Annotated in this window: 27 protein-coding genes; 25 read left to right on the plus strand and 2 right to left on the minus strand. The window is 38.2% G+C overall.

The window, feature by feature from the left end:
- Positions 1-268 precede the first annotated feature (268 nt).
- The 9 genes from IGL90_RS03650 to recN all read left to right on the plus strand — a co-directional run bounded on the left by IGL90_RS03650 (position 269) and on the right by recN (position 7,671).
- The gene (locus tag IGL90_RS03650) at positions 269-700 is read left to right on the plus strand and encodes an Asp23/Gls24 family envelope stress response protein (RefSeq protein ID WP_002355874.1); all 432 of its coding nucleotides are present in this window, start codon (positions 269-271) and stop codon (positions 698-700) included.
- Complete coding sequence (nusB, locus tag IGL90_RS03655) at positions 693-1,145, plus strand: transcription antitermination factor NusB (protein ID WP_048738200.1); 453 nt, start codon at positions 693-695, stop codon at positions 1,143-1,145. Before IGL90_RS03650 ends, nusB begins: the two co-directional genes overlap by 8 nt.
- Positions 1,146-1,248: 103 nt before the next feature.
- Positions 1,249-2,094, plus strand: coding sequence for a bifunctional methylenetetrahydrofolate dehydrogenase/methenyltetrahydrofolate cyclohydrolase (locus tag IGL90_RS03660; RefSeq protein WP_002355876.1), 846 nt, complete (start codon positions 1,249-1,251; stop codon positions 2,092-2,094).
- 9 nt (positions 2,095-2,103) lie between these two features.
- On the plus strand, positions 2,104-3,450 hold the full coding sequence (xseA, locus tag IGL90_RS03665) for an exodeoxyribonuclease VII large subunit (RefSeq protein WP_002355877.1): 1,347 nt from the start codon (positions 2,104-2,106) through the stop codon (positions 3,448-3,450).
- A gap of 1 nt (position 3,451) precedes the next feature.
- Complete coding sequence (locus IGL90_RS03670) at positions 3,452-3,682, plus strand: exodeoxyribonuclease VII small subunit (protein ID WP_002355878.1); 231 nt, start codon at positions 3,452-3,454, stop codon at positions 3,680-3,682.
- Positions 3,682-4,563, plus strand: a complete 882-nt coding sequence (locus tag IGL90_RS03675; RefSeq protein WP_002355879.1) for a polyprenyl synthetase family protein — start codon at positions 3,682-3,684, stop codon at positions 4,561-4,563. The genes IGL90_RS03670 and IGL90_RS03675 overlap by 1 nt, the downstream gene beginning before the upstream one ends.
- Before the next feature lie 13 nt (positions 4,564-4,576).
- Positions 4,577-5,392, plus strand: coding sequence for a TlyA family RNA methyltransferase (locus IGL90_RS03680; protein ID WP_002355880.1), 816 nt, complete (start codon positions 4,577-4,579; stop codon positions 5,390-5,392).
- 138 nt (positions 5,393-5,530) lie between these two features.
- On the plus strand, positions 5,531-5,980 hold the full coding sequence (locus IGL90_RS03685) for an arginine repressor (RefSeq protein WP_002358881.1): 450 nt from the start codon (positions 5,531-5,533) through the stop codon (positions 5,978-5,980).
- Between the two features lie 17 nt (positions 5,981-5,997).
- Positions 5,998-7,671 (plus strand): DNA repair protein RecN, encoded by a 1,674-nt coding sequence (gene recN, locus IGL90_RS03690; RefSeq protein ID WP_104859544.1) that lies wholly within the window; start codon positions 5,998-6,000, stop codon positions 7,669-7,671.
- Positions 7,672-7,761: 90 nt separating this feature from the next.
- On the opposite strand, the gene IGL90_RS03695 is transcribed toward recN, so the two are convergent.
- Entirely contained in the window at positions 7,762-7,872 is a 111-nt protein-coding gene (locus IGL90_RS03695) for a DUF4044 domain-containing protein (protein WP_002383399.1), read from the minus strand.
- Between the two features lie 67 nt (positions 7,873-7,939).
- Positions 7,940-8,905: a magnesium transporter CorA family protein gene (locus tag IGL90_RS03700; RefSeq protein WP_002390178.1), complete on the minus strand. Its 966-nt coding sequence runs from the start codon at positions 8,903-8,905 to the stop codon at positions 7,940-7,942.
- Between the two features lie 244 nt (positions 8,906-9,149).
- Here IGL90_RS03700 and IGL90_RS03705 point away from each other — a divergent pair, with 244 nt between their 5' ends.
- The 16 genes from IGL90_RS03705 to divIVA all read left to right on the plus strand — a co-directional run bounded on the left by IGL90_RS03705 (position 9,150) and on the right by divIVA (position 24,554).
- A complete protein-coding gene (locus IGL90_RS03705; RefSeq protein ID WP_002383401.1) occupies positions 9,150-9,542 on the plus strand; it encodes a DUF3397 domain-containing protein in 393 nt (130 codons plus the stop codon).
- A gap of 233 nt (positions 9,543-9,775) precedes the next feature.
- Entirely contained in the window at positions 9,776-10,261 is a 486-nt protein-coding gene (gene mraZ / locus IGL90_RS03710) for a division/cell wall cluster transcriptional repressor MraZ (protein WP_002383402.1), read from the plus strand.
- A gap of 14 nt (positions 10,262-10,275) precedes the next feature.
- Entirely contained in the window at positions 10,276-11,232 is a 957-nt protein-coding gene (rsmH, locus tag IGL90_RS03715; RefSeq protein WP_002355891.1) for a 16S rRNA (cytosine(1402)-N(4))-methyltransferase RsmH, read from the plus strand.
- A gap of 16 nt (positions 11,233-11,248) precedes the next feature.
- Positions 11,249-11,656: a cell division protein FtsL gene (gene ftsL, locus IGL90_RS03720; RefSeq protein WP_002358883.1), complete on the plus strand. Its 408-nt coding sequence runs from the start codon at positions 11,249-11,251 to the stop codon at positions 11,654-11,656.
- Positions 11,656-13,884: a penicillin-binding protein gene (locus IGL90_RS03725; RefSeq protein ID WP_010777493.1), complete on the plus strand. Its 2,229-nt coding sequence runs from the start codon at positions 11,656-11,658 to the stop codon at positions 13,882-13,884. The genes ftsL and IGL90_RS03725 overlap by 1 nt, the downstream gene beginning before the upstream one ends.
- A 27-nt stretch (positions 13,885-13,911) precedes the next feature.
- The gene (gene mraY, locus IGL90_RS03730) at positions 13,912-14,877 is read left to right on the plus strand and encodes a phospho-N-acetylmuramoyl-pentapeptide-transferase (RefSeq protein WP_002355894.1); all 966 of its coding nucleotides are present in this window, start codon (positions 13,912-13,914) and stop codon (positions 14,875-14,877) included.
- A 22-nt stretch (positions 14,878-14,899) separates the two neighbouring features.
- Positions 14,900-16,270 carry a UDP-N-acetylmuramoyl-L-alanine--D-glutamate ligase gene (murD, locus tag IGL90_RS03735; RefSeq protein ID WP_048738064.1) on the plus strand — a complete coding sequence of 457 codons (1,371 nt, stop codon included), beginning with the start codon at positions 14,900-14,902 and terminating at the stop codon, positions 16,268-16,270.
- A 4-nt stretch (positions 16,271-16,274) separates the two neighbouring features.
- Positions 16,275-17,366, plus strand: a complete 1,092-nt coding sequence (gene murG, locus IGL90_RS03740; RefSeq protein ID WP_048738066.1) for an undecaprenyldiphospho-muramoylpentapeptide beta-N-acetylglucosaminyltransferase — start codon at positions 16,275-16,277, stop codon at positions 17,364-17,366.
- 8 nt (positions 17,367-17,374) lie between these two features.
- Positions 17,375-18,499 (plus strand): cell division protein FtsQ/DivIB, encoded by a 1,125-nt coding sequence (locus IGL90_RS03745; protein ID WP_002355897.1) that lies wholly within the window; start codon positions 17,375-17,377, stop codon positions 18,497-18,499.
- A 173-nt stretch (positions 18,500-18,672) separates the two neighbouring features.
- Positions 18,673-19,995 carry a cell division protein FtsA gene (ftsA, locus tag IGL90_RS03750; RefSeq protein WP_002355898.1) on the plus strand — a complete coding sequence of 441 codons (1,323 nt, stop codon included), beginning with the start codon at positions 18,673-18,675 and terminating at the stop codon, positions 19,993-19,995.
- 26 nt (positions 19,996-20,021) lie between these two features.
- Positions 20,022-21,254 (plus strand): cell division protein FtsZ, encoded by a 1,233-nt coding sequence (gene ftsZ / locus IGL90_RS03755; protein ID WP_002355899.1) that lies wholly within the window; start codon positions 20,022-20,024, stop codon positions 21,252-21,254.
- Between the two features lie 16 nt (positions 21,255-21,270).
- Positions 21,271-21,948, plus strand: coding sequence for a YggS family pyridoxal phosphate-dependent enzyme (locus tag IGL90_RS03760; protein ID WP_002358890.1), 678 nt, complete (start codon positions 21,271-21,273; stop codon positions 21,946-21,948).
- A gap of 13 nt (positions 21,949-21,961) precedes the next feature.
- Positions 21,962-22,606: a cell division protein SepF gene (locus tag IGL90_RS03765; protein WP_002355901.1), complete on the plus strand. Its 645-nt coding sequence runs from the start codon at positions 21,962-21,964 to the stop codon at positions 22,604-22,606.
- A gap of 28 nt (positions 22,607-22,634) precedes the next feature.
- Complete coding sequence (locus tag IGL90_RS03770; protein WP_002355902.1) at positions 22,635-22,892, plus strand: YggT family protein; 258 nt, start codon at positions 22,635-22,637, stop codon at positions 22,890-22,892.
- Positions 22,893-22,918: 26 nt separating this feature from the next.
- Complete coding sequence (locus IGL90_RS03775) at positions 22,919-23,701, plus strand: RNA-binding protein (RefSeq protein WP_002355903.1); 783 nt, start codon at positions 22,919-22,921, stop codon at positions 23,699-23,701.
- Positions 23,702-23,852: 151 nt separating this feature from the next.
- The gene (gene divIVA, locus IGL90_RS03780) at positions 23,853-24,554 is read left to right on the plus strand and encodes a cell division protein DivIVA (protein ID WP_002376179.1); all 702 of its coding nucleotides are present in this window, start codon (positions 23,853-23,855) and stop codon (positions 24,552-24,554) included.
- Positions 24,555-24,677 lie beyond the last annotated feature (123 nt).

Raw genomic sequence — 24,677 nt, forward strand, 5'->3', positions numbered from 1 at the left:
TTAGAAATTTATGACAAGAAATTATCTGTTCTTTTAGTCAGAACTTAGCTTTTCTGGTAGCGAAATAGGCTAATTAATGATAAACTAAGAACGAGTATTGATAAGCAAAATTTGGACGTTCTTTCACAATTAACTGAAGAAACCAGTGTTGTTTTAATTTTTAAGAATCATCCGTTGCTTAAAAGAGAATCCTTAAGAGACTTAGTGATTCATCAAATAAATCGTTTATTTAACGATTTTGTGCGTAATAGATAAGGAGGACAACCAAATGTCAGAAGAAAAAAATCTTGTAATCAATGCAAACGATTCTTTAGGAGAAATCGTGATCGCTCCTGAAGTCATTGAAGTAATTATCGGAATCGCTGCTTCAAAAGTAGAGGGCGTTTATGGGATGCGTGGCACGTTTGCCAATAATGTGAATGAATTATTAGGCCGTGCAGCACACGGCAAAGGTGTATATTTACGAACAGAAGAAGAAGGCTTAAAAGTCGATATCTATTGTTACTTGAACTACGGTGTTTCTGTACCAAAAGTTGCGTTAGAAATGCAAGACCGTGTGAAACAACAAGTCTTATTTATGACAGATATTGATTTAGTTGAAGTGAATATTCATGTTGTAGCGGTAGTACCTGAAAAAATCCCTCAACCAGACTTAAATGAATTATTCCCAGAAGATGAAGATGGAGAAGAGAATGAGTAAAACAGAATTAACCCGTCACGAGATTCGTGAAAAAGCGCTCCAAGCCCTTTTTCCTTTAGATTTTAATGCTGATTTAACCAAACAAGATGCCATTGATTATGCATTGGCTTATGATAATCGGGCAATCGTCAGTGAAGATGGCGAAGACCTAGTCCCTACGTATTTAGATTTACTTGTCGGCGGTGTGTGTAGCCGCAAAGCAGAACTAGACGAAGTGATTACGAACCATTTAGGTAATAACTGGTCTATGCAACGCTTAGCAAAAATAGATATTGTTATTTTACGCTTAGCTATTTTTGAAATGCTATACGTTTCAGATGTGCCAAACATTGTGGCATTAAATGAAGCCGTTGAGTTAAGTAAAAAATACAGCGACGACCGTTCGCGTAAATTTGTTAATGGTGTGTTATCAAATGTAATGAAAGAAATTGATTCAGAGGCGTAAGCTCTGAATCTTTTTTTACTATCTAACTGGTGTTAAGATACTGGGTTATATGCTAAAATAAATACTATTAAAGAAGTAAAGAAACAATAGAGGGAGCGAAGGAATGAGTACAGTAATTAACGGTCGTGAATTAGCAGATCAAATGCAAGCAGAGATTCAAAAAGATGTAGAGAAGATGACACAACAAGGCATCCAACCAGGATTAGTTGTTTTATTAGTTGGGGAAAATCCTGCCAGCCAAACGTATGTGAGAAATAAAGAACGTGCAGCAGCCAAAATTGGCATTCTGTCAAAGGTCGAAAAACTACCAGAAACTATTTCAGAAGAAGAATTATTGGCTGAGATTGACAAATATAATCAAGATTCACGCTTTCATGGCATTCTTGTACAATTACCTTTGCCAAAACATATTGATGAAGAAAAGATTTTATTAGCGATTGATCCCAAAAAAGATGTAGATGGGTTCCATCCAATGAATTTAGGCCGTTTGTTTGTAGGCAAACCTGAAATGATTCCTTGCACGCCGTATGGAATTATGAAGATGTTTGAAGCCTATGATATTGATTTAACAGGTAAACGTGCGGTGGTTATTGGTCGAAGTAATATTGTTGGCAAGCCAATGGCACAATTATTGTTAATGAAAAATGCGACCGTGACGATTGCCCATTCTAAAACTGAACATTTAGCAGAAGTTGCAAAAGAAGCGGATATTTTAGTTGTAGCAATTGGACGCGGGCATTTTGTCACCAAAGAGTTCGTGAAACCAGGTGCGGTAGTGATTGATGTGGGTATGAATCGCAATCAAGAAGGAAAACTGATTGGTGATGTAGCATTCGATGAAGTTTCTGAAATTGCAAGCTATATCACACCAGTTCCCAAAGGTGTTGGCCCAATGACGATTACCATGTTAATGTATCAAACAGTCGAGGCAGCAAAAAAACAAAAGTAAGGTGAAAAAATGACGCAACAGTATTTAACAGTAACAGCCTTAACGAAGTATTTAAAACGTAAATTTGATGCAGACCCTTACTTAGGACGTGTCTATTTAACAGGTGAAATTTCGAACTTTCGCTTCCGAGCGAACGCGCATCAGTACTTCAGTTTAAAAGATGACCATGCGAAGATTTCTGCAATTATGTTTAAATCAGCCTTTCAAAAATTGAAGTTTCAACCAAAAGAAGGCATGAAAGTCATGGTGGTGGGGCGGATTTCGCTTTATGAAAACAGCGGCTCCTATCAAATTTATATTGAACATATGGAACCAGATGGTGTAGGTGCACTTTATCAAGCATTGGCAGAATTAAGAGAAAAACTAGGAAAAGAAGGACTTTTTGAAGGGCCTAAACAACAGTTGCCTCGTTATCCCAAACGAATCGCTGTGGTTACAAGTCCTAGTGGTGCTGTCATTCGGGATATCATTACGACAGTCAAAAGACGCTACCCAATTGCACAACTGGTCCTTTTTCCAACCTTGGTCCAAGGCGAGCAGGCGGCGGATGACATTGTGCGGAACATTCAGCGAGCCGATGCGCAAGGCGATTTTGATACGATGATCATCGGCCGTGGCGGTGGTTCAATCGAGGATTTATGGCCATTTAATGAAGAAAAAGTGGCTCGAGCCATTCATGCTGCCACCACACCGATTATTTCATCGGTTGGTCACGAAACAGATGTGACAATTGCCGATATGGTAGCAGATGTTCGTGCAGCAACGCCAACGGCAGCAGCGGAACTAGCGGTACCAGTTTTAAATGAAGAACTATTAAGAATTAGTGAACGGCGTAGTCGTTTAGAACAAAGCTTTTTATATCTCTTACAACAACGAACAGAACGTTTCCAACGACTACAAAATTCTTATGTGTTTAAGCAACCTGAGCGACTTTATGAAGGTCAAACGATTAAATTAGATCGAATGACGCAACGTCTTTTCCAAGCAATGACAACAATTCATCACCAAAAACAACGTCAAGCCCAAGGAATTATCGCTCAATTGCAACAACAGACACCAAAGGGACAATTAAGAGAAAGTCAGCAACAATTGGCATTTTTACAACGAAACTTGCAAACACAAATGACACAATTGTTCCTAAACAAACAAAAGCAATTCACGTCTGCTGTTCAACAATTAGACTTACTCAGCCCACTCAAAATTATGGGTCGAGGATATAGTTATACTACAAAAGAGGACCGTGTCGTTAAAACTGTTACCGAGTTACAGCCAGCAGATCAATTAACGATTCATTATGCTGACGGTACAGTTCAAGCAAACGTCGAAACAATAACAGCGAAAAAAGAGGAGTTTTAACATGCCAGCAAAAGAAAAAACGTTTGAAGAATCATTAAATGCCTTAGAAGAAATCGTTCAGCGCTTAGAACGAGGAGATGTTCCTTTGGAAGAAGCCTTAGCTGCCTTTCAAGAGGGCATGGCATTAAGTAAACAATGTCAAGATACATTGGAAAAAGCGGAAAAAACTTTAACGAAAATGATGACAGAAAACAATGAAGAAATTGTTTTTGAAGAGAGCGAGGAAGCGTAATGACGAATTTTAGTCAACAGCATTTACCGTTGGTTGAAAAAGTCATGGTCGATTTTATCGCAGAATATACTGAAAATGAGCGTTTGAAAGAAGCAATGCTCTACTCAATACACGCAGGTGGTAAACGATTACGCCCGCTATTAGTGTTAACAACAGTGGCCGCTTTTCAAAAAGAGATGGAAACACAAGACTATCAAGTGGCTGCCTCTTTAGAGATGATTCATACGTATTCATTAATTCATGATGATTTACCAGCAATGGACGATGATGATTTACGTCGTGGCAAACCAACCAATCATAAAGTGTTTGGTGAAGCGACTGCCATTTTAGCAGGGGACGGCTTATTAACAGGTGCATTTCAGTTACTTTCTTTGAGCCAATTAGGCTTAAGTGAAAAAGTTTTACTGATGCAACAACTGGCAAAGGCAGCGGGGAATCAAGGCATGGTTGCCGGCCAAATGGGTGATATTGAAGGAGAAAAAGTCAGCTTGACTTTAGAAGAGTTAGCGGCTGTTCATGAAAAGAAAACCGGAGCGCTAATTGAATTCGCCTTAATTGCTGGGGGCGTATTAGCCAATCAAACAGAAGAAGTCATTGGTTTACTGACACAGTTTGCGCATCACTATGGCTTGGCTTTTCAAATTCGTGATGACTTATTAGATGCCACAAGTACAGAAGCAGATTTAGGTAAAAAAGTAGGCCGAGATGAAGCGTTGAATAAAAGTACGTATCCAGCTCTTCTAGGGATTGCTGGCGCGAAAGATGCGCTAACACATCAATTAGCAGAAGGCAGCGCTGTTTTAGAAAAAATCAAAGCAAATGTTCCCAATTTTTCAGAAGAACATTTAGCAAACTTGTTAACTCAGTTACAATTGAGATAGAAAGAAGGCACTTATGAAAAAAGAACGCGTCGATGTCTTGGCGTTTAATCAAGGACTATTTGAAACACGAGAAAAAGCCAAACGTAGTGTGATGGCTGGTTTGGTTTACAATGATAAAAATGAACGTTTAGATAAACCAGGGGAAAAAATTTCTGTGGAGACACCCTTACATACTAAGGGCCAAGTAATGCCTTATGTTTCTCGTGGGGGCTTAAAACTAGAGAAGGCACTAAATGTTTTTGCAATCAACGTTCAAGGTAAAACAATGCTAGATATTGGTTCCTCCACAGGTGGTTTTACCGATGTTGCTTTACAAAATGGGGCTCGTTTGAGTTACGCTTTAGATGTTGGCTATAACCAACTAGCATGGAAAATTCGGCAAGATGAACGCGTGGTGGTAATGGAACGTACCAATTTTCGCTATAGTAAACCCGAAGATTTCACCGAAGGGGTGCCGGATATTGCAACGATTGATGTTTCCTTTATTTCATTACGCTTAATTTTGCCACCTCTTCATGATATTTTGAAAAAAGGTGGTAGTGTGGTGGCGTTAATTAAGCCACAATTCGAAGCTGGCAAAGAGTTTGTTGGGAAAAAAGGAATCGTGCGTGATCCAGAAACCCATCAAATGGTTGTGGAGGAAATCACGCGCTTTGCCATGAATAATGGTTATGATGTGAAAAACTTGGATTTTTCACCAATCACTGGTGGCGAAGGAAACATTGAATTTTTGGCACATTTAGTTTCTGTTGAGGGAGAAGGATCCTATCAAGCAACAGAATCTATTGAAGAAGTTGTCGCGCATGCGCATCAAAAATTAGCGGAATGATGAGAAAAGTTAGAAGAAAGAAGTGGACGCCTATAGGTGAAAGCTTCTTTTTTGTATAAATCTAGTAATTCATCTTTTAAAATGCATAAAAATAAGCTATGATGAGGGCAAGAGTAAACTGAAAAGGAGAGCGGCGCCATGAGAAAGCAAGATAGACACCGTTTAATTACACGTTTATTGACTGAAAAAAATATTCAAAAGCAAGAAGATTTTGTCAACTACTTACAAGAAAAGGGCGTAGCTGTAACACAAGCAACAATTTCTCGCGACATTAAAGATATGAAACTGATCAAAGTTCCATCTGCAGAAGGGGGTTATCGATATAGCCTTCCATTAGAAACACAAGCTAATACGAGTGCTAAACTTGCAAAGCTTTTAAAAGATGCCTTTGTAGCTGCAGAACAAATGGAAAAATATGTCGTATTACGAACCATTCCTGGCAATGCGGCGGCGTGTGGTAGTTTAATCGAAAAGAATTACCAAGAGAAACTTTTTGCCGTCATCAACGATGATGATAGTGTTCTCATGATTGCACGAACTGAGGAGGCGGCAGAAAAACTTCATAAAGAGCTGTTAAGCTATCTATAAAGAATGAGGTGAACAAGATGTTACAAGAACTTTCCGTGAAAAATTTTGCGATTATCTCTTCGTTACAATTAGAGTTTCAAATGGGTATGACCGTTTTAACGGGAGAAACAGGTGCGGGGAAATCCATCATTATTGATGCAATGGGATTACTCACAGGCGGACGTGGCTCCAGTGACTATATTCGTCAAGGAGCAAATAAATGCACCTTAGAAGGACTTTTTTCAATGCCGAAAAGTCAAGAATTAAAGCAATTATTAGAAGAATTAGGTATTGAAACAGAAGAAGATTCTTTAGTGATCCAACGAGATATTTCCGCTTCTGGTAAAAATATTTGCCGTGTCAACGGACGGATTGTCAACATTACTAATTTAAAAAGAATTGGGGAATATTTAGTAGATATTCATGGCCAAAACGAACATCAAGAATTGATGCAAAGTGAACGCCATATTGATATGTTAGATGAATTTGGTGGGAAAAAACTTTTAGCAGTCAAAGAAAAATATACACAGGCGTATCAAGAGTATCGCGCACTCGAAGCCAAAGTCAGAAAGCGACAAAAAAATGAAAAAGAATTTGCCCAAAGAATGGACATGCTTCATTTTCAAAGTGATGAAATTGCTAGTGCACAGTTAGTCGCTGGCGAAGAAGAACAATTGTTAGAAGAACGCAATAAACTGAACAATTTTCAAAAGATTGCTGATGCACTGACGATTAGTTATGCCGCGCTAAATGGTGAAGACGATAGTAGTTTGGATAAAATCGGAACAAGTATGAATGAACTCGCTTCGATTGAATCCCTTGATCCAGAATATAAAACATTGTCAGATACTGTTCAAAATGCTTACTACTTACTACAAGAAGCCAGTGGAGATCTTTCTAGGTTAATTGATGGCTTAGAACTAGACGAAGGTCGCTTGAATGAAGTAGAAAATCGTTTGGAATTAATCCGTCAAATGAAACGTAAATATGGCGATTCAATCGAAACGATTTTATCTTACTATGAAGAAATCACCAAAGAGTTAGCAGAGGCTGATTTTTTGGAAGGTGGTACAGGTGACTTAGAAGCATTGCTTGCAGAGAAACAACAAGCGGCTCATCAACAAGCGTTAGCTTTACGAAAAGAACGAAAGCACCTAGCCAAAGAGCTCGAACAACAAATTTTAACCGAATTAAAAGAACTATATTTGGAGCGAACTGAATTTGAAGTCCGCTTTACAGAACTTGAGCATTTACAAGAAAATGGCTTAGACGGAGTAGAATTTTATATTACTACTAACCCAGGGGAACCATTAAAACCGTTAGTTCGGGTGGCTTCTGGCGGAGAACTTTCGCGAGTGATGCTGGCTATGAAAACAATCTTTTCTCAAACGCAAGGGATCACTAGTATTGTTTTTGATGAAGTAGATACAGGAGTCAGTGGCCGTGTAGCACAGGCGATTGCCGATAAAATTTATCAAATTTCAGAAAATTCGCAGGTGTTGTGTATCACGCACTTGCCACAAGTGGCAGCCGTTGCTGATGAACATTATTTTATTGAAAAAGAAATTGTGGCGGGTCGGACAGAAACAAGCGTCCGAATTTTATCTGAAAAAGAGCGAGTAAACGAAATTGCGCGTATGCTCGCAGGAAGTGAAATTACGAAATTAACCATTGAACATGCACAAGAGCTGTTGGCGATGGCGAAAAAATAGCCGCTCTATTTGAGCAAGTAAAAAAACAGCCCCTTCTATCAATTGAAGGGGCTGTTTTTTTACTTTTAATGTGTGAAAAAGTTCTCCAGTTTAAAGACTAAGAATTGCTGTTAAAACAGTTGAACCTACAATTGCGATCAGCATTAGCCAAACCACGACTTTCGTGATTTTTGAAAAGCGACTTTGTTCTTTGTCGTTCATAAATGACACGTCCTTTTTAATTTCTGCTAATAGTGTACAACCTTTTCCTGAAAACAGCAACCTAAAGTTATAAGAGATTCTTTTTCTTTAAAATTCGAATACTAATTACACAGATTAAGGTAGTGATAGCAAAAATAATCCAAAAAGAATATTCATGCTCTGCAAAAGGGAGTTTCACATTCATGCCGTAAATTCCTCCGATGATGGTTGGAATGGTCAAGACAATTGTTAAGGATGTTAAAATTTTCATGACATTATTTAAGTTATTTGAAACGATTGCTGAAAAAGTATTACTAATGTTATCAACTAATTTTAGTTGTATTTTAGTCGTATTCAGTCCTTGTTCTAGTTCAATCAGAATATCCCTTAAAAATGGCAAATGTTTTTCTGGATGATTAAAAATTTCAGCGCTATATAAACGTTTTAATACTTTTAAATTATCCGTTAAAGCTGCTTCGAAATAAACTAGACTTTTTTGAATGTCCATAATCTGATACAATTGACTATTTTCTGTGGCTACTTGGAGCTCTCCTTCAAGTTTGTTGGTTTGTTGGATAAGTGCTTGTAAGTTTTTATTGAAGGAAAGGGCCATCTTCCATGAAAGGGCTAAAATTAAGGCCTTCTCAATAGAAAGATCTTGATGCGTGAACGCCTCTTTTTGGATCCCATGAACGATGTCGTTAGGCCCATTGCTAACAGTAATTAGTTTGTTATCGACGGTTGCGATTAAAGCAATCGGTACCGTTTCTACTTGCAGATAGCCGCTAGGACTGATACTAGCTTTGGGATAACGAAATAAAAGTAACGTAGGCGTTTGTAATTTTTCGTGGCGGAAACCTTCCACTCGAGCATTTTCTTCATCATCTAAAACGCCGGTAAGATAATCTGTTGGTAAGTGGTATTGATTGACGAGACGCTCGATTTCTTCTTCTGTAGGAGATTCTACCGAAATCCAACTTAGGGATTCATCGTCTGGTGAACAAGGTTCAAAATAGTCATTTTTCAATAATAAATAATTAATCAAAAGATTCACCCCGAATCAACATTTTTTGTTCTAAATCCATTATAATAGAAGTATGACACATTACGAGAAGAAAAGCTTATAAAAAACATTCAAAAATAAGTGGCCGCGATAGGTGAGGCCTCGTTTTGAAAATGGTTTGATAAGTAATCCGTTTTTTATATGAAAAAGCAAGCAAAAAGGGCTTTTAGCACATATATTTAAACGAAATGAAACATCTGTGTAACGTTGATGAAGTATAGTTATAGCAGGTGGAATGAAAGGATTTGTTGAGAGAATGGTGTCGTTTTCGGCAATAATGTTATTTTGGTATATTTTTCCGGTAATTGTGCTCTTTGCGTGCAATTTTCTCGTGTCCACTTTTTCCCTAACGGAACGTTGGAAAATAAAAGCACCGGATTTGGCCATTCCGTTTTTATTCATAGGGATCCATGAGTTATCCAAAGATAGTTATGATGAATCGATTATGCCGTATTTTGTGATTTCTATTTTGTTATTAGGAGTCGCTGTTGCCCTGTTTCAAGCTTATTATTATGGAGAGATTTTATATAGACGATATTTCAAGATGTTTTGGCGGTTGACGTTTTTACTAACGTTTGTGTTGTATGTGTTGCTTATCTTGCTAAATATCAGTCATTATCTACTGTAATAAAGCGTGGAGACAATAGGGGAAATACGCTGTGGGAAAATGTCCCCCACAACTCCCCACTCCGTGGGGTTTTTTTGTTATTTGTGGGGTTATTTTATAAAAAACATAGTAAAAACCTTGTTATAATAACATTTTTTGTTGGGTGATGCTTGTTACATAAAACCCTGTAAATATTACAGAAATTTTAAATAACAGTTAAAAAATAGAAGTTTTTAGATTTATAGTGGTAGAAAGTGGTGGGATGTGGTAGACTTGTTCTATCAAGTGGAAAAGCGGGTGTATTGGCTATGCTTATGGGTGAATACCAACATAATATCGATGCCAAAGGCCGCCTAATCGTTCCATCAAAGTTTCGTGAGGAACTTGGTGAAAAATTTGTGGTAACGAGAGGGATGGATGGCTGTTTATTTGGTTATCCTTTAAATGAATGGTCACAACTTGAAGCAAAACTTCAAGAAATGCCCTTAGCTAAGAAAGATGCACGTACCTTTGTACGATTCTTTTATTCCGCTGCAACAGAATGTGAGATTGATAAGCAAGGTCGTATCAATATTCCGGCGAATTTACGAACACATGCCAGTTTAGAAAAAGGCTGTGTTGTTATTGGCGTCTCTAACCGAATTGAAATTTGGAGTGACGAACGTTGGCATGCATTCTCTGATGAAGCTGAAGAAAACTTTGATGAATTAGCAGAAACAATGATTGATTTTGGATTTTAGGAATGAGGCAAATGATGACTGAAGAATTTCGCCATTACACCGTTCTTTTAAAAGAAACAGTGGATGGATTACAAGTGAAGCCGGATGGCGTATACGTAGATTGCACACTCGGTGGTGCCGGACATAGTGAATACTTACTGACACAATTGAATGAGCACGGTCATTTATATGCCTTTGATCAAGACCAAAAAGCGTTGGCACATGCTAAGACTCGTTTGCAGAAATATGTAGACAAAGGTCAAGTGACCTTCATCAAATCAAATTTTAGAAATATTAAAGAAGAATTGGCAGAACACGGGGTGTTCCACGTTGATGGGATTCTATACGATCTAGGTGTTTCTTCACCACAATTAGATGAAGCAGAACGTGGTTTTAGCTATCATCAAGACGCGCCCTTAGATATGCGCATGGATCAAGACGCACCCTTGACGGCTCGCGAAGTGGTGAATACGTATAGTTATAGTGAGTTGGTAAAAATTTTCTTTCGTTATGGGGAAGAGAAATTTTCGAAACAGATTGCTCGAGAAATTGAACGTGTTCGCGAAAAGCAACCAATTGAAACAACAGGTGAACTCGTTGAGATTATTAAGACGGCGATTCCAGCTCCAGCAAGACGCAAAGGTGGACATCCTGCAAAACGAATTTTCCAAGCAATTCGCATTGCCGTTAATGATGAATTAGGGGCAGTTGAAGAGTCGCTAGAACAAGCAATTGATTTGCTAGCGAAAAATGGCAGAATCAGTGTGATTACGTTCCATTCGTTAGAAGATCGTATCGTTAAAACAATGTTTAAAGAATACAGTACGGTACAAGATTTGCCACCAGGCATTCCAGTGGTACCAGAAGAATTTCAACCAGAATTAAAAGTAATTACTAGAAAACCAATTTTACCAAGTGACAGTGAGTTATCTGAGAATAATCGTTCACGAAGTGCGAAGTTACGCATTGCCGAAAAAATAAAATCTAGATAGAGAGAGGGGTAGACACATGGCTGAATTGAAGAAAGTAAATGATTTCCATTATGAAGCACCAGAAATGGATCAGCCAACTGTGGCAACAGAGCAAGACAGAAAAATGCAAGAGGAAACACTACCTGTCCCCACTCTATTACCCAAAAAGAAACTAAAAAATGTCTCTTTACTAGAAAAATTAATCGGTGTTGTATTAGTTTGTGCAACGATTGGTATTGCAATTGCGACAATTCAAGTAAGAACGACAATTGTCCAAACCATGAACGATATTACAGAAACACAAGCAGTCATTAAAGAAAAGGAAGATAACGCTTTGAAATTGGAACAAGAAAGAAGCGAACTTTCTAAATCAGATCGAATCAAAGATGTCGCTAAAAAACAAGGACTAGAAAATAACGGCGACAATGTTAGGACTGTTAAATAATGAGTAAAAGACATAAATTTAAACAATTCATGAAAAAGAAAAACTTAAATCCGATGAACAATCGTAAAAAAGTAGGCATCATTTTATTCGCTACGAGTATTGGATTGTTCTTTTTATTTGCCTTTAGAACGACATACATTGTGGCAACAGGCAAAGTAGCCGGTGTATCACTAAAGGAAAAAACAGCTTCTCTATATGAAGGAAGCCAAGTGGTAAAAGCTAAGCGAGGATCAATTTTAGATCGATATGGTAATCCAATCGCAGAAGATGCTACTTCCTATTCGTTATATGTCGTATTATCAAAAAAATATACGGGACAAAATAATGAAAAGCTATATGCGGAGAAAAAAGACTTCGATGATATTGCTGAAATTTTAGCGAAATATACCAAACTAGACAAAAAAACAGCATTGAAATACTTGAATAATGGGATCCATGAAGATGGGTCAACACAATATCAAGTGGAATTTGGTACGGGTGGTCAAAACATCACCTTGGAAACACGGCAAAAAATTGAAGCAGATTTGAAAAAGAAAAAAATCTCTGGCGTTTATTTCAATGAACATCCAGCCAGACTATATCCCAATGGTCAGTTTGCTTCTCACTTTATTGGCTATACAAAAGCAGCCAATCCAGATGATGATAAAGAAGGCTTAGTAGGCGCGATGGGACTAGAACAGGCCTATAATGATATTTTGAGCGGAACCGATGGCCGTGTGTATTTTGAAAAAGATATTTACGGTAATGCCTTACCAGGAACTGTGGCGGAAGAGAAAAAAGCAGTGGATGGTCAAGATATTTACACAACGTTGGATAGTCGCTTGCAAAATACCTTAGAAGATTTAATGACGCAAGTTAATGAAAAATATGAACCAGTTTCCATGACTGCTATGTTAATGGAAGCAAAAACAGGCGAAATTGTTGCTATGTCTCAACGGCCAACATTTAATCCTGAAACGAAACAAGGATTAGACAATAATGGCACGTGGCAGAACCTATTGGTTGAAAGTCCGTATGAACCTGGCTCAACGCTTAAATTATTTACGTCGGCGGCGGCCATTGAGCAAGGATTGTTTAATCCAAATGAATCATTTAACCGTATAGGTGGTATCACTGTTGGTGACACCACGATTAACGACCATGATGTCGGCAATTTAAAAGACAAAACGTCTTTAACTTATCGTCAAGCTATTTCTTGGTCTAGTAATATCGGAATGGTGAACTTGGAACAACGAATGGGTGGCGACAAGTGGGTCGAATATTTGAAAAAATTTGGGTTTGGTTCAAGCACACATTCAGGTTTAACTTCAGAACACACTGGGAAACTTCCAGATAATAATATTGTTGATCGGGCCAATTCAGCTTTTGGTCAAGGGATTACGGTTACTAATTTCCAAATGATGAAAGGTTTCTCAGCTATTGCAAATGACGGTTCAATGTTGCAACCTCATTACATCAGCAAAATTGTTGACAAAAATACAGGAAAAGAAACGATTACGGAACCACAAATCGTAGGAACCCCAATCAAAGCGCAAACAGCTCAACAGATTCGTACGTACATGATTGATACTGTTGAAGACCCGACTTACGGGATTGCGTATGATATTTATAAAGTACCAGGCTATCATGTTGCTGCCAAAACAGGAACTGCCCAGATTTCAGATGGTAAAGGGTACGTTGATGGAGCAAGTCAAGTCTTGTCTTCTGTAGTGGAAATGGTCCCAGCAGATAATCCTGAATATGTTTTGTATATTACGCTTAGACAAGCAAAATCAGGTTCGCCTTCAGAAGCAATGGCGGCAATTGCAAACCCATTAATGAAATTAGCGTTAGACATTAAAGAGACAGATCCGGAAACAACGAAAGTAGCTTCTGATAAAGTCACAGTTGCTGATTATAAAAATATGACACCAGCGGAAGCGTTGGCCAATGCCAAAGTGAACGGGGTGGATCCTGTGATTATCGGTGATGGTGAAAAAATCAAGAAACAATCAACGCCGTCTGGTCAAACATTAATGCCTAATCAGAAATTGATTTTGATCACAAATGGAACGAACTATATGCCTGATTTAACCGGCTGGTCGAAGAGCGATGTTACCAAGTTTGGTGATTTATTAGGTTTGACTGTCGAGTTTAAAGGTGAAGGCTATGTGACGAAACAAAGTATCGCTGCTGAAACTGAAATTACGGAGAAAAAATTAACCGTGACTTTAGAAGGCACAGAATAATAACGTAGAATAATTAGGAGAGATAACATGGAGTGGACACAGATTTTTATTCCCATAGTGGTGAGTTTTGCCATTACAGTGAGCGTAATGCCACTATTCATTGGCTATTTTCAAATGAAAAAACAAGGGCAGGTTACTCGTGAAGATGGCCCGACTTGGCATAGCGTGAAAACAGGTACCCCTACAATGGGGGGAGTCGTTTTCCTTGTAGCCAGCTTGATTACTTCATTAGCAATGGGGTTGTTTTTCCACCAATTTACGCCGTCTCTACTAATTATTCTATTTATTTTAGTATTATACGGTTTGCTAGGTTATTTGGATGATTTCATTAAAGTCTTTAAAAAACGGAACATGGGCTTGAATTCTCGTCAAAAATTAATTGGTCAAATTTTTGGTGGGTTGGTTTTCTACTTTGTTTATCGAAGTGAAGGATTTTCAGACACCTTAGATTTGTTTGGAGTAGCAGAAGTTCCGTTAGGTATTTTTTATGGCGTGTTTATTATTTTTTGGTTAGTCGGTTTTTCTAATGCCGTGAACTTGACAGATGGAATTGATGGTTTGGTTGCTGGTTTAGGAACAATTTCATTTGGTACTTATGCAATTATTGCCTGGAAACAACAACAATTTGATGTTGTGATTATCTGCCTAAGTGTGATTGGTGGGCTGATTGGCTTTTTCCCTTATAATAGAAAACCAGCAAAAATCTTCATGGGTGATGTTGGTTCATTAGCATTAGGTGGATTGTTAGCAGCAATTTCAATTATTTTGCATCAAGAATGGACGCTACTTTTAATTGGACTTGTCTACGTTTGTGAAACAGCAAGTGTTATTTTACAAGTTGCTTCATTTAAATTATTTGGTCGACGGATTTTTAAAATGTCACCAATTCATCACCATTTTGAAATGTGTGGTTGGTCTGAATGGAAAATTGATTTTGTCTTTTGGTCTGTCGGTTTAATCTGTTCAGGAATCACATTATGGATTCTTTTCTAATCTATCAAAGGGGAAATTGACAATGAAAAAAATAACAACCTATCAAAACAAAAAAGTGTTGGTTTTAGGACTAGCTAAAAGTGGTGTCAGCGCAGCGAAACTCTTACATGAGTTAGGTGCGCTCGTTACCGTTAATGACGCAAAACAATTTGATCAAAACCCTGACGCCCAAGATTTATTAACCTTGGGTATTCGTGTTGTTACAGGGGGGCATCCAATTGAATTGTTGGATGAAGAATTTGAACTAATCGTTAAAAATCCTGGTATTCCTTATACAAATCTACTTGTGGCAGAAGCACTAACTCGGAAAATTCCTATCATAACTGAGGTGGAATTAGCAGGTCAAATTGCCGAATGTCCAATTGTCGGCATTACGGGCACCAATGGCAAAACAACCACGACCACGATGATTGGTTTATTGCTAAACGCTGACAGAACGGCTGGTGAGGCACGTTTGGCGGGAAATATTGGTTTTCCAGCGAGTACGGTGGCTCAAGAAGCAACAGCCAAGGATGATCTTGTGATGGAACTTTCTAGTTTTCAGTTAATGGGAATTGAGACGTTTCACCCACAAATTGCAGTAATTACAAATATTTTTGAGGCACACTTGGATTATCATGGTTCGCGGAAAGAATATGTTGCTGCAAAATGGGCCATTCAAAAAAACATGACCGCAGATGACACCTTGATTTTAAATTGGAATCAAGTAGAGCTTCAAACGTTAGCCAAAACCACAGCTGCCAACGTATTGCCTTTTTCAACGAAAGAAGCAGTAGAAGGGGCTTATCTTTTAGATGGGAAATTATATTTTAATGAAGAATATATTATGCCCGCCGATGAGCTAGGGATTCCTGGTAGTCACAATATTGAAAATGCACTCGCAGCGATTTGTGTAGCTAAATTAAAAAATGTATCGAATGTTCAGATTAGACAAACTTTGAAAAACTTTTCGGGCGTTCCCCATCGAACGCAATTTGTTGGCGAAGTTCAGCAAAGACGTTTTTATAACGATTCAAAAGCAACCAATATTTTAGCTACAGAGATGGCGTTAAGTGGGTTTGACAACCAAAAGCTACTTTTACTTGCGGGTGGCTTGGACCGCGGTAACTCATTTGATGAATTGGTTCCTGCTCTGCTGGGACTCAAAGCAATTGTTTTATTTGGAGAAACTAAAGAAAAATTGGCGGAAGCTGCTAAAAAAGCGAACATTGAAACAATTTTATTTGCTGAAAATGTTCAAACGGCGGTTACCATTGCCTTTGATTATTCGGAAAAAGATGATACTATTTTACTATCACCTGCTTGCGCAAGTTGGGATCAATACCCGAATTTCGAAGTACGCGGGGAAGCCTTTATGCAAGCTGTTCAACAATTAAAAGAAAGTGAAATGTGAGAAAATGAAGATACTAGTAACTGGTGGTGGCACAGGTGGGCATATCTATCCTGCGTTATCCTTCGTCGAACACGTCAAAAAAGAAGCACCTGCAACAGAATTCTTGTATGTGGGAACAGAAAATGGTCTAGAAAGTCAAATTGTGCCAAAGGCGAAAATTCCATTTAAAACGATTAAAATTCAAGGATTCAGGCGTTCGCTAAGTCCTCAAAATTTTAAAACAATTTATTTATTTTTAACAAGCATTAATAAAGCAAAAAAAATTATTCGTGAATTTCAACCAGATGTGGTCATTGGTACAGGCGGTTATGTTTCTGGTGCAGTGGTTTATGCGGCCCACCAATTAAAAATACCGACAATTATTCATGAACAAAATAGTATCCCTGGAATGACAAATAAATTTTTAAGTCGTTATGTAGATAAAATTGCGATTTGTTTTCCGGATGTCGCTAGTTTTTTCCCGAAAGAAAAAACAATTTTGACAGGGAACCCGCGGGGACAAGAAGTCGTAACGGTGGAAAAGTCAGCTATTTTATCAGAGTTTGGCTTAGATTCAGCAAAGAAAACGGTGGTTTTATTTGGCGGAAGTCGTGGCGCCTTGAAAATCAATCAAGCGTTTGAACAGGCCTTTCCTTTGTTTGAAGAGAGAGAGTATCAAGTTTTATACGCTTCAGGAGAAAGATATTATCAGGAACTTCAAGAAAGTCTAAAGCTTTCTGAAAAGAAATTGACAAACATAAGTGTGCAACCGTATATTGATAAAATGGTTGAAGTGATGGCTAATACCGATTTAATGGTGGGACGTGCAGGAGCAACCTCAATTGCGGAGTTCACCGCATTAGGATTACCAGCAATTTTAATTCCGAGTCCTTACGTCACGAATGATCATCAAACGAAAAACGCGCAAAGCTTAGTAAAAGTTGGTGCTGTTGAAATGATTCCAGATGCAGAATTGACCGGCGCTCGTTTAGTTGCGGCAATTGATGATATTTTATTAAACAATGAAAAAAGACAACAGATGGCAACGGCGTCCAAAGGGGAAGGCATCCCAGATGCAAGTGATCGTTTGTATCAAGTTGTGAAAACGTTAGTCTGAGATAGGAGGTGTGGAAGATTAGTAACGAGAACGATATATTCAAAAAAAGAAAACCATTACCTCCAAAAAAATCGGAAGAGTCTCAACCTGAACTGACACCTTGGCAAAAACAAAACCAAGAATATTTGAAGAAGCAAGCGGAAGAAGCTGCTTCAAAAGGTGAAAACGAACAAGCAGAAGTCACCATCACTTTACAAGAACAAAGTCAAGAAGAGCCTCAACAACATCTTCCACAAGAAACAGTGGAAGAAGAGGAGCATTTTGCAGATCGTTTACCGAACGTTAAGAAAACACGGAACAAGCGCTTATATAGGCGTTTAGCCTTTATTTTAACTTGTTTAGGGACAGCCATTTTAGTGGCATTGTATTTTGTTTCGCCTCTTAGTCGATTGAGTGAAGTAACAGTTTCAGGTAACAAAAGTGTGGAGAGCCAAGCGATTATTCAGCAGTCAAAACTTGAAACGGGCAGTGGCTTATGGGAGCAGTATTCAAATAGAAATTATTTTTCTGCAAATATTCAGAAAAAGTTTCCAATTATAAAAAAGGCGAACATTAAGTTAAATGGTATTAATTCATTTAAAATTGATATTCAAGAGTATCAAATTGTCGCTCTTGCTGCGACTAAAGGCGGCTATCATCCGATTTTAGAGAATGGTAAAACTTTGGCGGAAACCACCAAAGCTGCTGAAAGTGGCAAACCAATTTTTGAGAATTTCAAAGAGGATAAATTAATCCCTGAATTAATGGCCTCTTACAACAAATTACCTCAAGAAATTAAACAAGGAATTTCAGAAATTAAATATGCACCATCAAAAACCAATAAAGACTTGATTAATGTCTATATGAATGATGGAAATCGAGTGATTGTTAATATTTCTGATTTAAGTGAAAAAATGGCTTATTATTCACAAGTAGCCGAGCAAATGGACAAACCTGGAATCGTTGATATGGAAGTCGGCATTTTTTCTTATCCGTATGAAAAAGAAAGTGAAGAAACGGGCAGTGAAGTTTCCGAAGATTCAGCGGTTGAAAATCAAGAAGTTGTGGACCCAAATGCAGGCGCAGCAACGGATGAAGCGAATAACGGTACGCCGACAAATGGAGAAAATCAAGAAGTGCAACAAGCAGAATAAGTTTTTTACAAAAATGTTTCAAAAATTAACGAACAAATTCGTATAATCTGCTTTCTAAAACCCCCATTTTTATGGTAAAATTGGAAGAAGTGAATAATACTAAAAAAGAGATAGTTAAACGGACGCCTTTGTCCGCTTAGATATTGGAATTAATAGGAGGAGGAATTCCGTTCATGGCAAAAACAGGAATGTATGTAGGCCTCGATATTGGTACAACTTCTGTCAAAGTAGTTGTCGCTGAATATATTGAAGGTCAAATGAACATCATCGGCGTTGGAAATGCAAAATCAGACGGTTTGAATCGAGGGATTGTCGTCGATATTGATCAAACAGTTCAAGCAATCCAACGGGCCGTTCGACAAGCCGAAGAAAAAGCCGGCATTCAAATTAAAAGCGTAAATGTTGGATTACCAGCGAATTTATTAGAAGTAGAAAGCTGTCAAGGAATGATAGCTGTTAGCAGTGAATCAAAAGAAATTACAGATGAGGATGTGCGCAACGTCGCATCTGCAGCTTTGGTTCGTTCAACTCCTCCTGAACGTCAAATTGTTGCAATCTTACCGCAAGACTTTACCGTCGACGGCTTTGAAGGCATCAAAGACCCACGTGGAATGCTTGGCGTTCGCATGGAGATGTTTGGCGTTGTCTATACTGGACCAAAAACAATCATCCATAACATCCGTAAATGTGTTGAAAAAGCTGGCTTAGGAATTAACGAATTAGTGATTACACCGCTTGCTTTAACAGAAACAATTTTAACAGATGGCGAAAAAGACTTTGGAACAATTGTCATTGATATGGGTGGCGGTCAAACAACGACATCTGTTATCCACGACAAACAATTGAAATTTACTCATGTTAACCAAGAAGGCGGCGAGTTCATCACGAAAGATATCTCAATCGTATTGAATACTTCTTTTAACAACGCCGAAGCCTTAAAAATTAATTATGGGGATGCTTATCCAGAAAGAACTTCAGCAAACGAAGAGTTTCCTGTTGATGTTATCGGTAAGTCAGAGCCTGTAAGAGTGGACGAACGTTACCTTTCAGAAATTATTGAAGCGCGTGTGGAACAAATTTTGAGAAAATCAAAAGAAGTTCTGGATGAAATTGATGCGTTTGAATTACCTGGAGGCGTTGTGTTAACTGGTGGCGCCGCTAGTATGCCAGGTATTGTCGATTTGGCGCAAGAGATTTTTGAAGCCAACGTAAAACTATACGTACCAAATCACATGGGCTTACGTAACCCAGTCTTTGCTAATGTCATTAGCATTGTGGAATATTCAGCGCAACTAAACGATATTTATCACATTGCCAAATATGCAATCCCTGGTGAAAAATCGAAACCAGCACAATCAGTCGCTGTCCAACAAGAAGTTCGCTATGACACATATGCTGAACAGCCTCAAGAAGAATACGAAGAATTCAACGAACGTGAGTCTGGTGAAAAAGTGACAGGCAAAATCAAAGACTTCTTCTCGAACATTTTCGACTAATCACACAAACAGGAGGATACGATATCATGGAATTTTCATTAGACAATAACATTAACAACGGTGCAGTCATTAAAGTTATCGGTGTAGGTGGCGGCGGCGGAAACGCTGTAAACCGTATGATCGAAGAAAACGTTAAAGGCGTGGAATTTATCACAGCCAATACAGACGTTCAAGCATTAAAACATTCAAAAGCAGAAACAGTGATTCAATTAGGCCCTAAATACACTCGTGGTTTAGGTGCCGGTTCACAACCTGAAGTTGGCCAAAAAGCTGCAGAAGAAAGTGAACAAGTGATTTCAGAATCATTACAAGGCGCGGATATGATTTTCATTACTGCTGGTATGGGTGGCGGAACTGGTACAGGTGCTGCGCCAGTAGTTGCAAAAATCGCTAAAGAATTAGGCGCTTTAACAGTTGGTGTAGTAACTCGTCCATTTAGTTTTGAAGGTCCAAAACGTGGTCGTTTTGCCGCTGAAGGAATTGCCTTATTAAAAGAAAACGTTGATACACTATTAATTATCTCAAACAACCGCTTATTAGAAGTCGTTGACAAGAAAACGCCAATGCTTGAAGCATTTAGAGAAGCTGATAATGTATTACGTCAAGGTGTTCAAGGGATTTCAGATTTAATCACTGCACCAGGTTACGTAAACTTGGACTTTGCTGACGTGAAAACAGTGATGGAAAACCAAGGAACAGCTTTAATGGGAATTGGTGTAGCGAGCGGCGAAGAACGTGTAATTGAAGCAACGAAAAAAGCTATTTCTTCACCATTGTTAGAAACATCAATCGATGGTGCGGAACAAGTCTTATTAAACATTACTGGTGGCTTAGATATGACCTTGTTTGAAGCACAAGATGCTTCAGATATCGTTACAAATGCTGCTTCAGGTGATGTGAACATCATCCTAGGTACATCAATCAACGAAGATTTAGGCGACGAAATTCGTGTAACAGTAATCGCTACAGGTATTGATGAATCAAAAAAGGATAGAAAACCGCACCGTCAAACAAGACAAGCGGTTCAACCAATGCAACAAACAACTCAATCTGTGGAAATGGATCAACCAAAATCACAAGAAGAAGCAAGTGCTTTTGGCGATTGGGATATTCGCAGAGAACAAAATACACGTCCAAAAGTTGATGAATCTTCATTAGAACAAGTAGACAAAAAAGAATTTGACACATTCCACCGTGAAGAACCAAATCACAATGATGACGAATTAAGTACGCCACCATTTTTCCGCAGAAAACGATAAGGAGCATCGATTAGAAATGATAGCTGAAAACTTAACAAATATTAATAATCAACTTCAGCTAGCATGCAAAAGCTCACAGCGCTCTGTTGCTGATGTGACAATGATTGGCGTCACTAAATCAGTAGGAATTGAGGAAGCAGCAGAGCTTGTTCAGCTTGGTGTCCAGAATTTAGCTGAAAACCGAGTAGATAAGTTACTAGAAAAGAAAGCTGGATTGGAAAAATTTAATGATATTCAGTGGCATTTAATTGGTAATTTACAACGTAGGAAGGTAAAATTAATTATTAATGAGATAGATTATTTTCATGCATTAGATAGTCTGAGTCTAGCCAAAGAAATTCAAAAAAGAGCAACGAAAGTTATTCGTTGTTTTGTTGAAGTGAATATAACTGGGGAAGAAAGCAAGCACGGCTTTCGTAAAGAAGACGTCTTACCTTTCATTCAAGAACTTGCTGATTTGGACAAAATTCAAATCGTCGGTCTAATGACTATGGCACCTTTTGGGGCAAGTGAAGAAGTATTACATGCAACATTTAGAGAATTAAAAGAGCTGCAAATGACCGTAAATGAGAAACATTTATCTTTTGCTCCTTGTACAGAACTTAGCATGGGAATGAGTAACGATTTCCCAATCGCAGTTGAAGAAGGTGCAACTTTTATACGAATCGGAACAGCGTTATTCAGAGATGCGTAAAGGAGAGGAATTTATGTCAATTTTTAACAAGGATGCGTTATCGAGCTTTTTTGGCTTATCTGGCGAAGAAGATGATTATTATGATAACTACGAAGAATATGAAGAGCGCAAAGCAGTTAATGAACCACCGCGTCGTGCAGCTCGGCCTAAACCACAACGCCCTGTTCAACAACAGGAAAGTTACAGTCAGCCAGCTTATACACAACAAAGTGAGCCTGTAGTTGAAAAACCTTCTGCACGCTATCGTTCTGCTGAAGCGCATCAAGAAAGAGACACACAACAAGCTGCTTACACAGAGAAAAAAGTGGTTTCTATGCGTAGTTCTAATCAATCAGCGACTACGAATACAAGACGAGCACAAGAAAGCACCGCCAATGCAAAAACACATAAAATTACTATTATTGAACCACGTGTGTATTCAGAAGCAATGAGCATTGCGAAACATTTATTTGCTGAAGAAGCTGTGCTAGTTAATTTTACATTAGTAGAAGAAGACCAAGCACGACGCATCGTTGATTTCTTAACTGGTACTGTGTATGCTTTAGACGGAGATATTCAGCGCGTTGGCAATGAAATCTTCTTATGCACACCAGCGAATATGGAAATTGATAGTGCGACAGCACAATCTTTAGCCAACAAACAATTCTTTGATTTCTAAGCCTTAGGGAGGTGTTATTATCGCAACACTGATTACTCTATTATACAAAGGCGTTCAAATCTATTCAGGATTACTAGTGATTTACGCGCTACTTTCATGGTTTCCAGGAGCATATGATTCTGCTTTCGGGCGTTTGCTCTCTAGAATTTGTGAACCATACTTAAGTTTGTTTGACCGTTTGAATTTAAGGATTGGAATGGTTGGATTTAACGTAATGGTAGGGATTATTGTCCTTAACCTAGCAGCGGGTGGCTTAGCAGTCATTTTACGAGCTATTGTTTATTAATAACTTTTAGAAAGGATGATTTATCTATGAACGCAAATGTGTATCAACATTTCCGCAAAGATGAACATCCTTTTATTGACACTGTCGGGGATTGGCTAGAGCAAGTGGAGATGCAATACGCGCCTTATTTGACAGACTTTCTTGATCCTAGACAGGCGTATATTTTGGAAACGTTGATTCGACAAAACAGTGATTTATCGTTTACTTTTTATGGTGGTTATGAGCAAGCAGAACGAAAACGCTGCTTGATTTATCCAGCGTATTACATACCAGAAGAGACAGATTTTGGTGTTGTATTATTTGAAATTATTTATCCATCTAAATTTGCGACATTATCTCATGGGAAAATTTTAGGCACCTTGATGAATGTTGGGGTTCGTAGGGAAGCCTTTGGAGATATTATTTCCGATGGTGATAAGTGGCAGGTTTTTATAGCACAAGAAGTAGCTGGCTTCGTTGTTAACCAAGTCGACAAAATTGGTAAAATTACTGTTCGTTTAGAAGAGCGTGATTATACACAAATTTTGATACCGAAGGATGGTTGGCAGGAAGAGCGAACGACTATGAGCTCTTTGCGGCTGGATAGTGTGATTTCCGCCGTATTTAATATTTCAAGGCAGCGATCAAAACAATTGATCGAATCTGGTAAAGTAAAAGTCAATTGGACAGAAACGACACGACCAGATTTTGCTTTAGACTTATTAGATATTGTTTCGATACGGGGATTTGGGCGCCTTCAGATTCAAGAATTAGAAGGAAAAACAAAGAAAGAAAAATTTCGTGTCCTCTTAGGGGTATTGAGAAAATAATCTCGAACTTTTGTTTAAGAAAACCATTTTGGCTGTTCATTCAGACGAAGTTGTGTATAATAAAAAAAGTAAGATATTTGCTATTTCAGGATTAGTATGAGAATGTGTTCATAAGGGGTTTTACAAAAATAATCCAAAGAGGTGAAGGAATATGGCATTAACTCCATTAGATATTCAAAACAAAGACTTCTCAACAAAAATGAGAGGCTATAACCAAGACGATGTAGATGACTTTTTAGATCAAGTCACACGTGATTATGAAGATGCATTACAAAAAAATCGTGAACTTGAGAAATCATTAAAACACGCAGAAGAAAAATTACAATACTTCAATGAATTGAAAGATGCATTGAACCAATCAATTATTGTTGCACAAGATACCGCTGATAAAGTGAAATCAAGTGCCAATAAAGAATCAGAAATGATTATCACTTCGGCAGATAACCAAGCCAAAGAAACCTTGGTAGAAGCTGAACGTAAATCAAATGCAATGATTGCAGATGCTGAAGCGAAATCAACACAAATCTTAGCAGAAGCAATTGAACGTGCCCGCCAATTAGCTGGGGAAACAGAAGACTTGAAGAAGAAAACACGTGTCTTCCATCAACGCTTAAGCTTAATGCTTGAAACTCAATTAGAGCAAGTAAAGAGTGAAGAGTGGGAAGAAATTTTAAAGCCTTTTTCTAGTTATGTCGGAGACAAACATACAGCAGTTAAGGAAATTCTTGATGAACAAGCCCTTGACAACGAAAATGAAACTGTTGTAAACTCTGAAGAGAACACAGATGCTGTAGTAGAAAAAAAGCCTGTAATTGAAGTCACTGAAGAAACAATTGAAGAAGAATCAAAATAGATAGAACAGAACGTTTAATGTTTATTCTTAGCAGCGAGTCAATGATAGTGAAAGTTTGACAGACACTGGCATTAAACAGATCCTCTATCCTAGATGCAGTTCTGAACACTTGAGTAGGAACTG

This window comes from Enterococcus sp. DIV1307a (assembly GCF_050537425.1).
Classification (GTDB): Bacteria; Bacillota; Bacilli; order Lactobacillales; family Enterococcaceae; genus Enterococcus; species Enterococcus faecalis.

Excerpts from the sequence above, each read along its gene's own strand:
- IGL90_RS03650 (WP_002355874.1), top strand. The coding sequence starts at position 269 with ATGTCAGAAGAAAAAAATCTTGTAATCAATGCAAACGATTCTTTAGGA.
- nusB (WP_048738200.1), top strand. The coding sequence starts at position 693 with ATGAGTAAAACAGAATTAACCCGTCACGAGATTCGTGAAAAAGCGCTC.
- IGL90_RS03660 (WP_002355876.1), top strand. The coding sequence starts at position 1,249 with ATGAGTACAGTAATTAACGGTCGTGAATTAGCAGATCAAATGCAAGCA.
- xseA (WP_002355877.1), top strand. The coding sequence starts at position 2,104 with ATGACGCAACAGTATTTAACAGTAACAGCCTTAACGAAGTATTTAAAA.
- IGL90_RS03670 (WP_002355878.1), top strand. The coding sequence starts at position 3,452 with ATGCCAGCAAAAGAAAAAACGTTTGAAGAATCATTAAATGCCTTAGAA.
- IGL90_RS03675 (WP_002355879.1), top strand. The coding sequence starts at position 3,682 with ATGACGAATTTTAGTCAACAGCATTTACCGTTGGTTGAAAAAGTCATG.
- IGL90_RS03680 (WP_002355880.1), top strand. The coding sequence starts at position 4,577 with ATGAAAAAAGAACGCGTCGATGTCTTGGCGTTTAATCAAGGACTATTT.
- IGL90_RS03685 (WP_002358881.1), top strand. The coding sequence starts at position 5,531 with ATGAGAAAGCAAGATAGACACCGTTTAATTACACGTTTATTGACTGAA.
- recN (WP_104859544.1), top strand. The coding sequence starts at position 5,998 with ATGTTACAAGAACTTTCCGTGAAAAATTTTGCGATTATCTCTTCGTTA.
- IGL90_RS03695 (WP_002383399.1), bottom strand. The coding sequence starts at position 7,872 with ATGAACGACAAAGAACAAAGTCGCTTTTCAAAAATCACGAAAGTCGTG.
- IGL90_RS03705 (WP_002383401.1), top strand. The coding sequence starts at position 9,150 with ATGAAAGGATTTGTTGAGAGAATGGTGTCGTTTTCGGCAATAATGTTA.
- rsmH (WP_002355891.1), top strand. The coding sequence starts at position 10,276 with ATGACTGAAGAATTTCGCCATTACACCGTTCTTTTAAAAGAAACAGTG.
- ftsL (WP_002358883.1), top strand. The coding sequence starts at position 11,249 with ATGGCTGAATTGAAGAAAGTAAATGATTTCCATTATGAAGCACCAGAA.
- IGL90_RS03725 (WP_010777493.1), top strand. The coding sequence starts at position 11,656 with ATGAGTAAAAGACATAAATTTAAACAATTCATGAAAAAGAAAAACTTA.
- mraY (WP_002355894.1), top strand. The coding sequence starts at position 13,912 with ATGGAGTGGACACAGATTTTTATTCCCATAGTGGTGAGTTTTGCCATT.
- murD (WP_048738064.1), top strand. The coding sequence starts at position 14,900 with ATGAAAAAAATAACAACCTATCAAAACAAAAAAGTGTTGGTTTTAGGA.
- murG (WP_048738066.1), top strand. The coding sequence starts at position 16,275 with ATGAAGATACTAGTAACTGGTGGTGGCACAGGTGGGCATATCTATCCT.
- ftsA (WP_002355898.1), top strand. The coding sequence starts at position 18,673 with ATGGCAAAAACAGGAATGTATGTAGGCCTCGATATTGGTACAACTTCT.
- ftsZ (WP_002355899.1), top strand. The coding sequence starts at position 20,022 with ATGGAATTTTCATTAGACAATAACATTAACAACGGTGCAGTCATTAAA.
- IGL90_RS03760 (WP_002358890.1), top strand. The coding sequence starts at position 21,271 with ATGATAGCTGAAAACTTAACAAATATTAATAATCAACTTCAGCTAGCA.
- IGL90_RS03765 (WP_002355901.1), top strand. The coding sequence starts at position 21,962 with ATGTCAATTTTTAACAAGGATGCGTTATCGAGCTTTTTTGGCTTATCT.
- IGL90_RS03775 (WP_002355903.1), top strand. The coding sequence starts at position 22,919 with ATGAACGCAAATGTGTATCAACATTTCCGCAAAGATGAACATCCTTTT.
- divIVA (WP_002376179.1), top strand. The coding sequence starts at position 23,853 with ATGGCATTAACTCCATTAGATATTCAAAACAAAGACTTCTCAACAAAA.